Annotated in this window: 15 protein-coding genes; 8 read left to right on the top strand and 7 right to left on the bottom strand. The window is 45.3% G+C overall.

Going from position 1 to position 13,283, the window contains the following annotated elements:
• Positions 1 to 77: 77 nt before the first annotated feature.
• The 5 genes from NI467_RS05210 (at position 78) to NI467_RS05190 (ending at position 3,329) form a co-directional block, all read left to right on the top strand.
• Positions 78 to 812 carry a dienelactone hydrolase family protein gene (locus NI467_RS05210; RefSeq protein WP_253151398.1) on the top strand — a complete coding sequence of 245 codons (735 nt, stop codon included), beginning with the start codon at positions 78 to 80 and terminating at the stop codon, positions 810 to 812.
• Positions 813 to 917: 105 nt separating this feature from the next.
• Positions 918 to 1,277 (top strand): HIT family protein, encoded by a 360-nt coding sequence (locus NI467_RS05205; protein WP_253151396.1) that lies wholly within the window; start codon positions 918 to 920, stop codon positions 1,275 to 1,277.
• Between the two features lie 168 nt (positions 1,278 to 1,445).
• Complete coding sequence (gene mutY / locus NI467_RS05200; protein WP_253151392.1) at positions 1,446 to 2,474, top strand: A/G-specific adenine glycosylase; 1,029 nt, start codon at positions 1,446 to 1,448, stop codon at positions 2,472 to 2,474.
• Between the two features lie 90 nt (positions 2,475 to 2,564).
• The gene (locus NI467_RS05195) at positions 2,565 to 3,068 is read left to right on the top strand and encodes a M23 family metallopeptidase (protein WP_253151527.1); all 504 of its coding nucleotides are present in this window, start codon (positions 2,565 to 2,567) and stop codon (positions 3,066 to 3,068) included.
• Between the two features lie 15 nt (positions 3,069 to 3,083).
• On the top strand, positions 3,084 to 3,329 hold the full coding sequence (locus tag NI467_RS05190) for a hypothetical protein (RefSeq protein WP_253151390.1): 246 nt from the start codon (positions 3,084 to 3,086) through the stop codon (positions 3,327 to 3,329).
• Positions 3,330 to 3,452: 123 nt separating this feature from the next.
• Here NI467_RS05190 and NI467_RS05185 read toward each other — a convergent pair whose 3' ends face one another.
• A complete protein-coding gene (locus tag NI467_RS05185; RefSeq protein ID WP_253151388.1) occupies positions 3,453 to 3,803 on the bottom strand; it encodes a DUF488 domain-containing protein in 351 nt (116 codons plus the stop codon).
• 404 nt (positions 3,804 to 4,207) lie between these two features.
• Between NI467_RS05185 and NI467_RS05180 the strand changes: the two genes are divergently transcribed.
• Complete coding sequence (locus NI467_RS05180) at positions 4,208 to 4,789, top strand: DNA-3-methyladenine glycosylase I (protein ID WP_253151524.1); 582 nt, start codon at positions 4,208 to 4,210, stop codon at positions 4,787 to 4,789.
• A 4-nt stretch (positions 4,790 to 4,793) separates the two neighbouring features.
• Positions 4,794 to 5,813 (top strand): NAD(P)-dependent alcohol dehydrogenase, encoded by a 1,020-nt coding sequence (locus tag NI467_RS05175; RefSeq protein WP_253151386.1) that lies wholly within the window; start codon positions 4,794 to 4,796, stop codon positions 5,811 to 5,813.
• Between the two features lie 344 nt (positions 5,814 to 6,157).
• On the opposite strand, the gene NI467_RS05170 is transcribed toward NI467_RS05175, so the two are convergent.
• The 5 genes from NI467_RS05170 to pncB all read right to left on the bottom strand — a co-directional run bounded on the left by NI467_RS05170 (position 6,158) and on the right by pncB (position 11,564).
• Positions 6,158 to 6,802, bottom strand: coding sequence for a hypothetical protein (locus NI467_RS05170; RefSeq protein ID WP_253151383.1), 645 nt, complete (start codon positions 6,800 to 6,802; stop codon positions 6,158 to 6,160).
• Between the two features lie 56 nt (positions 6,803 to 6,858).
• The gene (dapB, locus tag NI467_RS05165) at positions 6,859 to 7,680 is read right to left on the bottom strand and encodes a 4-hydroxy-tetrahydrodipicolinate reductase (RefSeq protein WP_253151381.1); all 822 of its coding nucleotides are present in this window, start codon (positions 7,678 to 7,680) and stop codon (positions 6,859 to 6,861) included.
• Positions 7,681 to 8,497: 817 nt separating this feature from the next.
• Positions 8,498 to 9,349, bottom strand: coding sequence for an archaetidylserine decarboxylase (asd, locus tag NI467_RS05160; RefSeq protein ID WP_253151379.1), 852 nt, complete (start codon positions 9,347 to 9,349; stop codon positions 8,498 to 8,500).
• Positions 9,346 to 10,194 carry a sulfurtransferase gene (locus NI467_RS05155; protein ID WP_253151377.1) on the bottom strand — a complete coding sequence of 283 codons (849 nt, stop codon included), beginning with the start codon at positions 10,192 to 10,194 and terminating at the stop codon, positions 9,346 to 9,348. The genes asd and NI467_RS05155 overlap by 4 nt, the downstream gene beginning before the upstream one ends.
• Positions 10,195 to 10,358: 164 nt before the next feature.
• Complete coding sequence (gene pncB / locus NI467_RS05150) at positions 10,359 to 11,564, bottom strand: nicotinate phosphoribosyltransferase (protein WP_151205345.1); 1,206 nt, start codon at positions 11,562 to 11,564, stop codon at positions 10,359 to 10,361.
• Between the two features lie 436 nt (positions 11,565 to 12,000).
• Here pncB and dtd point away from each other — a divergent pair, with 436 nt between their 5' ends.
• Positions 12,001 to 12,441, top strand: coding sequence for a D-aminoacyl-tRNA deacylase (dtd, locus tag NI467_RS05145; protein ID WP_253151375.1), 441 nt, complete (start codon positions 12,001 to 12,003; stop codon positions 12,439 to 12,441).
• A 347-nt stretch (positions 12,442 to 12,788) separates the two neighbouring features.
• Here the strand turns inward: dtd and NI467_RS05140 are convergent, their stop codons facing one another.
• A complete protein-coding gene (locus tag NI467_RS05140; RefSeq protein ID WP_151205347.1) occupies positions 12,789 to 13,268 on the bottom strand; it encodes an SCP2 sterol-binding domain-containing protein in 480 nt (159 codons plus the stop codon).
• Between the last annotated feature and the right edge of the window lie 15 nt (positions 13,269 to 13,283).

Here is a 13,283-nt window from a genome sequence, read left to right as displayed (position 1 = left end):
TTTCATGTCATCTTCACATTAGTTTTGCTATTTTTATGCTTTAATCAATGTACTTCACAAGAATAAAGGAGCTGAGTATGGCCACCATCAAGACTCGCGAAATTCACTATACTGCTCAGGATGGGCAGTCACTTATTGGTTATTTTGCTGCACCTGAGGCCGATCTTCCTGTCGCTGGCGTTATTGTGGCACCCGAATGGTGGGGACGGAATGCATATACCGAACAGCGTGCCCGCGAACTTGCAGAACATGGCTATGCGGCCTTGGCCCTTGATATGTACGGCGAGAAAAAAGTGACCACCCAGTCTGATCAGGCCTATGAATGGATGATGCAGACCTTTGAAGATCCGGATACCATTGTTAACCGTGCTGCGGCTGGCTTACAAGTACTGGCTGAACAGGCTGAAGTCAATCCAGAAAAACTTGCTGCGATAGGCTTCTGCTATGGCGGTAAAGTGGTGCTGGATCTGGCACGTTCGAATGCGCCGCTCCAAGCAGTTGCAACCTTCCATGCCAACCTTTCACCTAAGGCACCGGCGCAGGAAGGCCAGGTTCAGGCCGAAATTTTAGTCATGCATGGTGAGCTGGACAGCATGGTCACGCTGGATGATGTGGCAAGCTTTAAACATGAAATGCAGCAAGCCAAAGTAGTGCATGAAGTGATCGTGTTTGAAAATGCCAAACATGGCTTTAGCAATCCATTGGCCGATGAACGTGCCAAAGCCAATGCTGTCGATCTGGGCTATAACGCAGAAGCAGAAAAGCAAAGCCTAGCTGCCATGTATGAGCTACTTGCGCGTCGTCTAGGCTAATACCTATTTCGCTGACGGTGTCCCTACCCGGCTTAAAACAGGATTAGGGAATCGGTCTTATGCTTGAAGAATATAAAATAAATCCGACCAGAGGAGATACTCATCATGACTGAAGTCCATTGCCCTTATTGTAATTATGATGAATATGATGTCATTGCCCAAAATGAATATAGTGTGGTCATTCCGGAGCCGCATTCATTGTCTAAAGGCCATTGTGTGATTATTCCACTGCGTCATGTCTCTTCATTTTTTGAAGTCACCGATAAAGAACGAAAAGCCATGATGTCTTTACTGGAACAGGCACGCAATGAGCTGAAAATTCGCTACCAGCCTACCGGTTTTCATATTGGCTTTAATGATGGTGAAGTCTTTCACGAAAAGGTGGATCATCTGCATATTCATATTATTCCACGTTATGAAGATAAGGCCTTAAAGCTGGATGAACGCTGGGGTATTGAAAAATAAAGCCTGAATCTCTGCTAAGTGAACGCTTCGCGAAGTGTTCACTTTGATTCTGCCTTTCATTGCTTTGCTTTGTTTCAAGCAGCACAGTTTCGCCGACTTTTCAACTTTTAGCTCCCGCTCTTCAGTTATACTAGGCATCATTTCCTTTCCCCCTGTTTGTTTGCTTTCATGTTTGTATTTTCAAATGCCCTGTTAGAATGGTTTGATGTGCATGGCCGTCATGACTTGCCTTGGCAGATCGCAGATGATCCTTATAAGGTCTGGGTCTCTGAAATTATGCTTCAGCAGACTCAGGTGAAAACCGTACTGCAATATTTTGAGCGTTTTATTCAGCGCTTCCCGACTGTGCAGGACTTGGGTACAGCCTCTTGGGATGAAGTCGCGCCTTACTGGGCCGGGTTAGGCTATTATGCCCGCGCCCGTAATTTACATAAGGCAGCCGGCATGGTCACGGTACAGGGACATTTCCCCGCTACACTCGAAGAATGGATGGCATTGCCCGGAATCGGCCGCTCAACCGCCGGTGCCCTGATGTCTTTGGGCTTACGACAATACGGCGTGATCATGGATGGCAATGTCAAACGGGTGCTGGCACGCTTTTTTGCCATTGAAGATGACCTGTCCAAACCCGTTCATGAACGTGCCCTTTGGCAACTGGCAGAGCGGCTCTGTCCTGTGGAGCGGAATCATGACTATACTCAGGCCATTATGGATCTCGGTGCAACCATCTGTACCCCTAAAAAGCCTTTGTGTCTGTATTGTCCGATGCAGCAGCATTGCAAGGCGCATCAGCAGGGCTTGGAAAATGAATTACCCTTTAAAAAAGCCAAGAAACCCGTTCCTGTCAGATCGGCTCAGGTCCTATTGATTCAGGCAAATGCAGAATGGCTCTGGCAACAGCGTCCTCATAGTGGGCTATGGGGTGGACTCTGGTGTCTGCCAATTATTGAAACTGAACATGAGCTTGAGCAGCGCTGCCAACAGCTTGGCTTAAAAAGTGTCATTCAAAAAGTCCGGATCAGTCATAGTTTTACCCATTTCACCTGGCAGCTTGAAGCAGTCATCTTTATGGTCGAAGCAGACCAGCAGGAGCATCTGTCGCTTGAGCTGCAAGGTAGCTGGATGAGCCCCGAAGCGGCCATCCATGCGGGTATTCCGACCGCCATGAAAAAATTGATTTCTACCGTAAATCTATGACATAGTCTAAAGCAGGAAAAACCATACTGGCCTTATTTAAGGATGAAGATCTTGCGCCACGCCCTTGCCTTCTGCTGGCTATTGCTGAGCATGTTATTTTTGGCGGCCTGTAGTAGTGCCCCGAAACACCCTTCTGCTGCACAGCTAAATCCTGCACTGGTACAAAAGCTGAATGGCATGTCTCTGCCCGCCTCCTTGCCAATTCCGGTGGATCGAATCCGGCCATCAGAACTCCAAGATACTTGGGGGGCTTCTCGTAGTCGGGGTCGTCTGCATGAAGGGATTGATATTTTGGCTCCACGTGGAACCAAAATTCGTAGCACGACACCGGGGCTGATTGCAGATTTACGAAATAACAATTTGGGTGGTAAAGTAGTCTGGATTTTGGGTCCCAGCGGGACCTGGCATTATTATGCGCATCTTGATGGTCATAAACGTGGCTTGAAAGTCGGTGATTATGTCAAAAAAGGCGATGTTATCGGTTATGTCGGTAATAGTGGCAATGCTCGCCATACCGCACCGCATCTGCACTATGGCCTTTATCTGAATGGCAAAGGGCGTGGTGTGGTTAATCCCTACCCCTATTTACGTTAATTTTAGGAAATTTACATGTCAGAAGCGTTGATCAACCGTCTGGTCGAATTTGCTGAGTCAGGCAATCAACAAAAAATTGTATTGAATGGTCAAAGCTATCAGGGCTGGGTCATGGAAATTACTGAAGAAGCGCTTCTGATCACTACCGGCTATGCAGACAAAACCGGCAAAGACATGTGGATTCCGTTTGCTGATCTGGCACAGGCAGAACTGTCCTACTGGGATAATCAGCAGGATCAGTGGGCTGCCTTTAAACTGTAACAATCCTTCAAATCACGGATAGAACCCGAATTTAACAATCCCAAGGACTAGAGCGCGCTGGAGGTGGGTACATGCAACCCGGAACTCTAGTTCTTATGTCTGATCAGACTCACATATTCTGCTTCATCGCCGTTCAAGGATCTTCTTTAATACCAGAGCATGATTTTTCTCTTTATCTTGAGCAGCAGTAATTAAAGTAATATCTTTTTCTTGAGCTAAACTTCTAATTTTATCCAACTGCGCAGTTTGACTTTCTAGTTCTTGCTGATACTTCTGTTGAAACTCATCCCAATGCTGCTCCATATCTTCATGAAACCATGTTCTCAAAGCATTCGAGGGGGTGAGGTCTTTGGCCCAGATATCAATTTTAGCCTCTTCCTTTTTTACTCCTCGTGGCCACAAGCGGTCAACCAAGACTCTTAAACCATCCTGAGCGGAAGCTTCACTATAAATTCTTTTTATAAAAATTGTCATTTTATTATTCTCCCGAAGTTGTGCAGCGATTTATCAAAAAACGGAGGCTTCTAGTGATAGCGTGCTTGAGCCAAGCAAACAGCATCTTTAAGGCGCTGTTCAAGTACAATGGCTATCAATAAAAACGCTTATAATTGAAGCAATATCTCATTTCTTTAAGATGGGGATAAAAGATTTTTTTGTCAATTTCATTCAGGATACTGAAATGAAGGGCAGCAGACAGGAATGAAAGCAATAAAAAGTCGTATTTTATTGCTTAAGTTCTCAAAATGATTTTAATCCTGAAAAGAAGTTTTATGCAGTTTAGTTAAAGTGTAGCCTATTGAATCATGACCAAAGCAAGCCGGATTAAAGGCAATTTGGCAGGTATTTGGCAACGTTATTATAAAAATCAGGAGCGTCGCATGACCCTTCAACGCTGTAGCTGGTGTTCCAATGATCCGCTTTACATGGCCTACCATGATCAGGAATGGGGGCAAGCGCTGTATGATGAAAAGCGTCTGTTTGAGATGTTGTGCCTGGAAGGCCAGCAGGCCGGTTTAGCTTGGATCACGGTGCTCAAAAAACGTGAAGCTTATCGTCAACATTTCTTTCAATATTCCATTCAGACTATCGCGTTGTTTACCGAGGAACAACTCCAGAGCAAACTTGCAGATGCGAGCTTGATACGGCATATCGGCAAGCTCACCGCGATTCGTGATAATGCCCGCGCCTGGCAACGCCTCTGCCAACAGGGCATCCATATGGTGGACTGGCTCTGGTCTTTTGTCGAGTCAGCGCAAATCAGCCATGATGTTCCAGATTATCGACAAGCACCCGCACAGACCAGCCAAAGCCGGCAGATGTCCAAGGCCTTAAAACAGGCAGGTTTTAAATTTGTCGGCCCGACCATTTGTTATGCCTTTATGCAGGCTGTCGGCATGGTCAATGATCATGAAAATCACTGTGACTTTAAAATCCTATCTTCCCCTTCCAATAAGAGCTAAAAATATGTCGAATACCATTCAAGCCTATGCTGCCATGTCTGCAGGTGCCGCACTGGAACCTTATCAGTTTGATGCCGGTGAACTGCAACCCCATCAGGTCGAAGTCCAGGTAGAATATTGTGGTCTCTGCCACTCTGATATTTCAGTGATCAATAATGACTGGGGTTCTTCCGTCTATCCGGTGGTGGCCGGACATGAAATCATCGGCACCATTCGTCAGCTGGGTGCTGAAGCCAAAGGGTTAAAAATAGGCCAGCGCGTTGGCATTGGCTGGACTGCAGAAAGCTGCCAGTATTGTGATCCGTGTCTTTCAGGTCAGCAGGTCTTGTGTACGGGTGGACAGGTGGCGACCATCGTCGGTCATGCTGGAGGTTTTGCCGATAAAGTACGTGCCGGCTGGCAATGGGTGATTCCGCTTCCGCAGGATCTGGACCCGGAAAGTGCCGGCCCGCTGCTCTGCGGCGGTATTACGGTCTTTGACCCGATGCTCAAGCATCAGATTCAGGCCCTTCATCATGTGGGGGTGATTGGTATCGGCGGTTTGGGGCATATGGCAATCAAGCTGCTCAAAGCCTGGGGCTGTGAGATTACGGCCTTTACTTCCAGCCTGGATAAAATAGAAGAGCTGCATGCCATGGGCGCCGATCATGTAGTCAATAACCGTGATCCTGCCGCCATTAAAGCGCTGCGAGGTAAATTCGATTTGCTGCTCAGTACGGTCAATGTGCCCTTAGACTGGAAGGCTTACTTGGCGACACTGGCACCCAAGGGCACTCTGCATATGCTGGGTCTGCCTTTGGAGCCGATGCAGATTTCCGCCAGTTCCCTGATTGGGGGGGCTAAATCCGTCACCGGTTCACCAACAGGCTCTCCGGCGGCCTTGCGTCAGTTGCTCCAGTTCGCTGCACGTAAAAATATTGCCCCCCAGATTGAACTTTTCCCGATGTCAGAAATTAATGCTGCAATTGAACGCCTGCATTCTGGTCAGGCACGTTACCGGATTGTACTCAAGGCCGATTTCTAATTATTTAACGCAATAGGCCACGATAGAATCATCTGACATACAGACTGGAATCATATCACTCGCCAAAGCGGATTGTGACAGCAGTGGTATATTCCAGCAGGCCTCGCACTTGAGTGGGGAGTAATTTAGCTCAATTTCGCTCTTTGATTAAAGTGATCCATCACCTCTTCACTACATAAGGATCATCATATTCAAGGGCAATACAGCATTCTGTTGGATATGCTCACTCTGGGGCTGGCTGGGTGTTGCATACACCCGCTCTCTAAGCTATCAGTTTATTTCAGAATGAGGCTTAACTCTTCCATCTAAAGCCAGCTTCAAGCGGACTTTTTTTTATGGCCTGTTTAACGTAAAGCTTCGGGTAAAACAGAGCTGGATACAGGTTTGGCAAGCTCGGTTTTCATCTTTTGTAGCATCTGATAAGGCTGCTGCTGGACAAACATATTCACGAAAGTCAGAGGAATAGAACCTTCCGGATTGGCATAGCCATAAGTTGAAACCTTGACTTTATGATTGCCTAGCTTCTGGAAGGTCCAGTCGCCCTGATAATCGGTTAAACGAACATAGTTTGGATTTAGGGCATAGCCAGTTGAAATCGCCTTATTCCTGATGGTGATCTGACCATTGGCATTCTTGATCATTTTGCCCTGTACCACCAGGTCGCGGTCTTTGAGAGGAAAGGGGAAATCCAGCACCATATACAAGGTAAAATCACCTTTGATATTGTCGCGTGACAAGAGCTTGATACTGCCCATATAGGGAACCCATTTCACTGCCTGCTCGACATCCAGAATCAGGGAAACTGCTTTCTCAATCGGTACATCATAGGAGGTTTCAGCTTTATACAAAAAGACCGGGTGACGTTCATCTTGATAGGTCCAGACCTTGATATTATTTTTATGAATGGAGAGTTTGGCATTGTCTATAGATTTTGCCTGTGCCATGGCAATGAATGCCATAGCACAGCACATCAATATCATTTTTTGCATTGTAGGATTCATCTTATTTTAGTTTTAATCTTTTTATAAATGATTTTGACGGATTTTTAAACCTTTATATCATTAAAACCCAGCACATCTTTCATATCATATTTGCGTGCTTCACGGCCCACGACCCATGCTGCTGCACGTACTGCCCCTGAAGCAAAGTTCATACGGTTGGTGGCTTTGTGGGTAATTTCTACACGTTCCCCTTCGCCAATAAACATGGCGGTATGTTCACCAACAATATCACCGCCACGAATAGTCTGGAAACCGATACTTTGACGTTCACGCGGACCCGTATGTCCTTCACGATGATAAACCGCATCTTTTTTCAGATCACGGCCTAAAGCATCTGCAATCGCTTCACCCATCATCAAGGCCGTACCTGACGGTGCATCGACTTTATGACGGTGATGCGCTTCAATGACTTCGATATCTACGCTATCCCCAAAAACCTTGGACGCCAGCTCAAGGAGTTTAATAGAAACGTTTACACCGACTGAATAGTTGGCTGCATATACCACCGGTGTTTCTTGTGCCGATGCATCTAGGTAGGCTTTTTGCTCGTCATTCATCCCGGTCGTGCCAATTACGATGGCTACACCATGTTCACGGCAAATTTTTAAATGCTGGACTGTAGCCGCAGGTGCAGTAAAGTCAATCACGACGTCACAGTCCTGGACGACCTCTTCAAGATTGCCTACGACTTTGACGCCCAGGCTGCCCACACCCGCCAGTTCACCGGCATCCGCACCGATCAGCGAGCTTTCAGGGCGTTCTACGGCAGCGGCCAGTTGATAGCCGGCTTCATTAACCGCCTGAATAAGAATGCGTCCCATACGGCCGCCTGCACCTAAAATCCCAATGCGTGGTGTCGCTGACATAACCTAGTCCTGATGTTAAATTTAAAATTATTCTTACTATAGCAAAACTCGTCCCTAACACTAAGATTGATCGTATAAAAATCAATGAAAAGAATGCAAGAGACTTATAAGAGAGGGTAAGAGGGGGCAAATATAAAACTAGTTTAGGGAGCAGGGTAAAAAAAAACTGCATAAACCTGTCGAATAGTGAGCAAAGAGTAAGCATACAAGCTGATAAATCTATCAAAACACCCAGTCGGTCGTGACTGGGATTTTTTATTCACCTTAAGACTATGAGGTATATCTTAGCTCGGCATTTGCAGTGAAATACCCCGTGGTCGCCCTAATACCTGACCCGAACTTTTCAAGCCGAGTCTTTTTATTCGCCCATGATTGTTCTATTCTGAAACGCCACTTTTCTCAAACTGTTAAGCTCTCCCCCGTTATCAAAATCATGCCACACTACTTATGAGATTTGAGTTATTTTTTCCATCCAGTCAAGGCAGATACAGGGATTCGTTTTATTAATTCCACCGAGCTGATTGTTTTGCCCTCATCTTCAAATGAAAAGACACCGTAGATTGAAAAACTTAGCGAGTCGGGAGAAAAGTAGTGAGGCTGGGTTGTACTAACTTCAATTATATAAAAATCTATTTCGGCATTACATCAAAAAATGTTCATGGTGTTGCGGTACTTGAGTCTCTACCTCAAGATTCAAGCCAAGACAAATAAAATTAATTTCCCCCTAGCTGAACCCTCTAAATTTATAATTGATGCGTTTCATAGCTGAATACATCTGTTTTTAATGAGGGTTCATTTTAGCCTTATGGGTTAAAAATTACAGTAAATGACCTAATTTTTCACCCATTTTCACCAATGAATTAGCTTTAAAGGCGGCATCCCACTGCATCTTGTTTTCTTCAAACAGGATAATCGCTGTTGAGCCAAGATAGAAACGTCCCAGTTCAGCGCCTTTTTCCAGAAACAGATTATGCTGGTTCAGCTCAATGCGGCCGGAAGGTTTCACTTTACCGGTCGCCACCGTTTCAATACCCGCCACAATCATGGCACCAACAAGCACCACTGCCATCCGGCCCACTTCGGTATCGAACAGGCAGACCATGCGTTCATTACGGGCAAACAGTCCCGGAATATTTTCCGCAGTCACCTGATTGACTGAGAACAGCTCGCCGGGGACATATAAGGTTTCAGTTAAAGTTCCAGCAAATGGCATGTGCACACGGTGATAATCGCGCGGTGACAGATATACAGTAGCAAATTGACCATTCTTAAATGGTCCTGCCAGTTGCGGATCAGCGATCAGGGTTTCCACGGTATATTTCTGGCCTTTGGCCTGAAACACATCGCCATTTTCGATTTTGCCCAATTGGGAAATGGCGCCATCCGCAGGCGATACAATACTGCGAGTATCGGTATCTACGGCGCGAATACCTGCTTTTAAGCCACGGGTAAAAAATTCATTAAAAGATTTATATTTCAGCGCATTGGCTTGCTCTGCAATACTCATATCAATGCCATATTGTGCCTTGAACGCCGCAATCGCTGCATTTTTCACAATCGGGTTTTCACTGGCGGCAATTTTACCCACCACGCGAGACAGACGATGCTGCGGCACCAGACCTTGTGCCTTAATAAATAATTGTTGCTTTAAACGCGATGTGATGCTCAAGACAGCACCTCCCCTGTAGCGATTGGACTATCGAGGCGGTTGCCCCATTCACTCCACGCACCATCATAGACTTGGATTTTCCAGCCCAGTAAACGGCCCAGAATATACGCCAAACCTGAACGATGATGTGACTGACAATACACCACAACCGGCTGATCCAGATCAAAGCCGAGTTGTTCCAGACGCTGTCGGGTACGTGGTAAGGGATGTAATTTTAAATGATTTTCACGGTTAAGGGCAGTACTCCATTCAAAATGACGTGCTCCCGGAATATGACCGCCGCGTCGTGCAGCCAGACGCAAGCCGGTATATTCATCTTCTGTACGGCAATCCCAGATCTGAATCTTTTTATTTTCAACCAGTTGTCTTAAATCTTGATAGCCAATCTGAAACTCGGCCTTATTTTCCAGCTGAACCGGAAGCAAATGCTCAACTGTGAGAAATTGTTCCTGCCTAGAAGAAGTCGGTAAGCCCGCACCCAGCCAGGCATGAATTCCGCCATTGAGCAGACTGGTATTTTCAAAGCCCAGACAATGCAAATTCCACAGCAGACGACCGGCCCAAGCACCGCCTTCATCATCATAAGCCACCACATGATGCTCTGGAGAGATATTCAGATAACCGATCAATGCGTTCAAACCTTCCATATCCGGCAACAAACCCATCGCATTTTCTTCCTGGCGCAGTAAAAGTTTAGGCAGCAAGTGCAAAGCATGCGGAATATGTAATTGTTCATATACCGAGGCCCGACTCAAATCGACAATACGAAGTTTTTCATTACCCAGATGTGGAACTAAATCTTCAGCCTCAATCAGCAGGCCAAAATTAAATGCGGAAGCTGTCATGGTTATCATCAATAGAATTGATCAAATCTCTGTGATCTTAACACAGCTCACTTTTTCACTAATGTGGTTTTTCTAAAGATCCTTAGCATCATTTTAAATAAGCTACAGTTCAGGCAAAGCACCCCAATAAAAAACCGTCTGGGTTCAGACGGTTGTAGAAAATTTTAAGCAGGTTCTGCAATATCAAAGACCTGACGCAAATAAGCCAGGAAAGTATCGTTATCGGTCATGGTCTTGCCCGGACTGTCAGAAATTTTAGCCACAGACTGACGATTACACTCCACCAGCTTCAGTACAATATTCAAGGGTGTCTGCCCCATATCATTGGTCAAGTTCGTCCCGATTCCAAAACTGACCTGAAAACGGTTCTTAAAGTACTGGTGCAATTTCCAGGCTTTTTCCAGATTCAGACCATCACTAAAGGTCAGCATCTTGGTTTTACTGTCAATTTTAAGCTGCTTATAATGCGCATACGCTTTATCGCCCCATTCATAGGGATCGCCACTGTCATGACGCAGGCCATCAAATAATTTGGCAAAGTACAGATCAAAATCACGCAGGAATGCATCCATGCCGACCACATCGGTTAAAGCAATGCCTAGGTCACCACGATATTCCTGTACCCAGGTTTCAAGCGCCGCTTTCTGGAAGTCACGCAGACGTACGTCCAGCGCCTGAAAGGCTTGCAGGAATTCATGCGCCATGGTGCCAATCGGGGTAATGCCGAGTTCTTTGGCCAGCAGCACATTACTGGTGCCACGGAATACATGCGGCGCAGCCTTATTAAATTCTTCGACCACATGCTTTTGCCAGGCAAAACTATAACGACGACGTGTACCAAAATCCGAGACCAAAAATGGTGGATCATTTGGATCCTGTGCAGCATCACACTGCTTTAACAGTTCAATTTTGGCAGTTAAGCGACGTTCACCTTCGGCCAGCACCTCAGGGCTACGAATACGGCTGAAATACAGTTCGTTGACAATGGCCAGTACGAAGATTTCAAACATCATCGCCTGTACCATCGGACCTTCTACAATAATGTCCAGACGGCCCTGACTGTCAATGCTGGCCTGAATAAAACGGCGTTTCAGCTGGAACAGTTCCAGATAGTCAACAAAGTCACTTTTGATAAAACGCAGGCCACGGAGATATTGCAGCTCATCTTCTTTAAATTTAAGCTGACACAGCAAATCCAGTTGATGATTCAGATCATCCAGAATATCCGTCAGTGGATATACCGTCTCTTCCAGATTACGACAACGGAAATGATAGACACTATGAGTTTGGGGAAACTTGTGCAATACCACTTGTAGCATCGTGAATTTGTACAAGTCAGTATCTAACAAAGATTGGATGATTGGCGCCATAATGAAGAGAAATATCGCTGTGCTTTTCTGCATTAAAGCATAAATATTTAGGCAAGATTGCAGGATTTACGTACAGCTAGCTGAATTATCGATAAAAGTTTAACAAAATAAAATGGCTCGGCAGCAGTTATCCAGCGCCGTTCTGTACTGCCTCCTGTTGCTGAATGATGCTCTGCAACTGCTGTTGCTGACCAATTCCTTTGGTAGATTCAGCCGCAGCTTTTGCTCCCGGTTGTTCAGTTTGAGCATTATAGTCGACTTGGCGCAGCTAACTAACAATCGCAGATTCCATTTTTTAAACAAGGCTTCCAGACGGCAAGGTAAAGTCAAAAGCGAGCATACAATTAAAGAGTTTAAAACTCAGAATGGAGATTTTCATAGAGGCCATTCTTGCTACAATTACCTCACTTCATATAGTTATCGGTTTATAGGTGAAATGCGCGCTTTATTGCAACGGGTTCTGGAAGCCAAAGTCGTGGTTGAGGGAGAAATCACAGGTGAAATTGAACAAGGTATTCTGGTTTTTCTGGGTATAGGTAAAAATGACAATCTGGAAAAAGGCAAAAAGCTGATTGATAAAATATTGAAATACCGTTTTTTTGATGATGAACAAGGCAAAATGGGCTGGAATATCAGTCAGGCCAAAGGTGGTTTACTTCTGGTATCTCAATTTACCTTGATGGCTCAAACCCAGAAAGGTTTGCGTCCGGATTTTGGTCCGGCCATGCCGCCGACTGAAGCAAAAGTTTTGTATGAGCAACTGGTAGAATATGCCCAAAGCCAGTTTGACAATGTACAAACCGGTATTTTTGCGGCAGACATGAAAGTGCATCTGGTCAATGACGGACCAGTGACCTTTAATTTAGAAGTTGAATAATGTGCAGCATAAAGAAAGAACTTAAAGTTACCCCGGCTATGGATAGATCATTATCAACTTGGTTGTCCTGATCTATTGTTCTTAATGTTTTTCCTTGAGAAACTCTGTTTCAGGATCGCGCTTGATTACTTTGATCTCTTCCACACCAGGGGACGAAGCTTTGCTTCTTAGCAAAATTTCTTTTAATATCAGCAACCCATATATAGACCGTAGAACTATTTTTGCTTATTCGGTCTCAAATGGTTGCCAATAAACCTTAGCCATCTTCAATATTTTTCAACGCCATAAAAAATGCCAGCCATTTTTAAATCGGCCAGCATTTCCTGTTTTTTAGAAATTTTTAAATCTTATTTACCAGTTTTCTCTTTAATAAACTGACGTGCCATTTTCACTTTTTCTTTAACAGGCTTTGGCAGTTTTGGTGGAATCATTTTCGCCACCTGGTTAAACCAGACCAACAAACTAAAATCACCTTCCATCTTGATGGTACCGCTTTGCATGCCGGTCATAAAGGCAGTAGGATCACCTTTCATCAAGGTTTTAACCCCCTGCTCGCTGTCAGCAAATTGCAGGACAAAATCCGCCTTTTCTGCATCACCTGAAACTGTATCAATCTGACCATTATTCACAATAATCTGACGTGCAAACCCTTCATCTGTGCCAATCTGGATACGGAATTGACGCTCATGGACCAGTTCAATAAATTTCGGGCTGGTACGGGCCAGCTGCTTCATACGTAGCGCAAGACCGGCAACCAGCAAATCTAGGGGATCTGTACTGAGATCGACCAGAGGAAATTTGAGCACAGGAATGGAGGACAGTTTCATGGAGTTATGCCTATT

Origin of the sequence: Acinetobacter sp. S4397-1 (assembly GCF_024129285.1) — a bacterium.
Lineage (GTDB): Bacteria > Pseudomonadota > Gammaproteobacteria > Pseudomonadales > Moraxellaceae > Acinetobacter > Acinetobacter lwoffii_C.
The sequence above is the reverse complement of the archived record's forward strand: the minus strand, read 5'-3'. Positions and strand labels throughout refer to the sequence as shown.

Coding starts and splice junctions, on each gene's coding strand:
- NI467_RS05190 (WP_253151390.1), top strand. CDS start 3,084: ATGTCAGAAGCGTTGATCAACCGTCTGGTCGAATTTGCTGAGTCAGGC.
- mutY (WP_253151392.1), top strand. CDS start 1,446: ATGTTTGTATTTTCAAATGCCCTGTTAGAATGGTTTGATGTGCATGGC.
- NI467_RS05195 (WP_253151527.1), top strand. CDS start 2,565: ATGTTATTTTTGGCGGCCTGTAGTAGTGCCCCGAAACACCCTTCTGCT.
- NI467_RS05140 (WP_151205347.1), bottom strand. CDS start 13,268: ATGAAACTGTCCTCCATTCCTGTGCTCAAATTTCCTCTGGTCGATCTC.
- NI467_RS05170 (WP_253151383.1), bottom strand. CDS start 6,802: ATGCAAAAAATGATATTGATGTGCTGTGCTATGGCATTCATTGCCATG.
- NI467_RS05205 (WP_253151396.1), top strand. CDS start 918: ATGACTGAAGTCCATTGCCCTTATTGTAATTATGATGAATATGATGTC.
- dtd (WP_253151375.1), top strand. CDS start 12,001: ATGCGCGCTTTATTGCAACGGGTTCTGGAAGCCAAAGTCGTGGTTGAG.
- dapB (WP_253151381.1), bottom strand. CDS start 7,680: ATGTCAGCGACACCACGCATTGGGATTTTAGGTGCAGGCGGCCGTATG.
- NI467_RS05180 (WP_253151524.1), top strand. CDS start 4,208: ATGACCCTTCAACGCTGTAGCTGGTGTTCCAATGATCCGCTTTACATG.
- pncB (WP_151205345.1), bottom strand. CDS start 11,564: ATGGCGCCAATCATCCAATCTTTGTTAGATACTGACTTGTACAAATTC.
- NI467_RS05210 (WP_253151398.1), top strand. CDS start 78: ATGGCCACCATCAAGACTCGCGAAATTCACTATACTGCTCAGGATGGG.
- NI467_RS05155 (WP_253151377.1), bottom strand. CDS start 10,194: ATGACAGCTTCCGCATTTAATTTTGGCCTGCTGATTGAGGCTGAAGAT.
- NI467_RS05185 (WP_253151388.1), bottom strand. CDS start 3,803: ATGACAATTTTTATAAAAAGAATTTATAGTGAAGCTTCCGCTCAGGAT.
- NI467_RS05175 (WP_253151386.1), top strand. CDS start 4,794: ATGTCGAATACCATTCAAGCCTATGCTGCCATGTCTGCAGGTGCCGCA.